2 protein-coding genes are annotated in these 610 nt (G+C 59.8%); both read left to right on the top strand.

The window, feature by feature from the left end; all coding sequences use genetic code 11:
• On the top strand, nt 1–222 hold a 222-nt coding region (locus tag JIN85_RS22590; RefSeq protein ID WP_200274483.1), incomplete at its 5' end, for a hypothetical protein.
• A gap of 5 nt (nt 223–227) precedes the next feature.
• Nucleotides 228–610: hypothetical protein (locus JIN85_RS22585; protein WP_200274481.1), on the top strand; the 383-nt coding region annotated here is incomplete at its 3' end.

Raw genomic sequence — 610 nt, 5'->3', positions numbered from 1 at the left:
AAATCAGCAGCGGCGACCATCGGCGTCACGGCGGAGCTCGCCGACGAATGGTGGCATGCCCGTGAAGCAACCGACTGGATCAAAGGCACAGGAGGCGGGGGCAACATCCATGTCGGCAGCAACTGGCAAGCCGATCTGAAGACCTACGCCAGCCGCATGGCCGGCTCAGGAAACCCCAAACCCAAAGCCCAGAGCACGGAGCTGCTCGACTGGGAAAAATGAAGCCAATGAACCTGAATCTGACCACAAGACGTGCTGTCGGTGCGTGCCCGAAATGCAAGGCCCGCGTCGAGTTTGATGAATCACCCTTGATGCGCGGGATCGTCCCGCTTTGCGATCGATGCGATGCGCAACAGGCGGACTCCTGGACAAAGCAAGAACGCGACCGAGCCTGGCGGAAATACTTCTTCAATCGATTGCCGCAGGGCTATCACGGCGCGAAACGGGCCGAGGTGACCTTGTTGTTCCAGAAGATCTTCGAGTGGAGTCTTGAAGGCAATCACGGCGGCATCGGCCTGATCGGGAAATCCGGGATCGGCAAGAGCCATGCGCTGGCATCGCTGCTGCGAAAGCTCGAGCAACCGTTCCTCTGGTGGAGTGGCACCGAAGC

The organism is Luteolibacter pohnpeiensis (assembly GCF_016595435.1).
Taxonomy (GTDB): domain Bacteria; phylum Verrucomicrobiota; class Verrucomicrobiia; order Verrucomicrobiales; family Akkermansiaceae; genus Luteolibacter; species Luteolibacter pohnpeiensis.
Note: the sequence above shows the minus strand (reverse complement) of the source record. Positions and strands in the feature narration are given on the sequence as shown.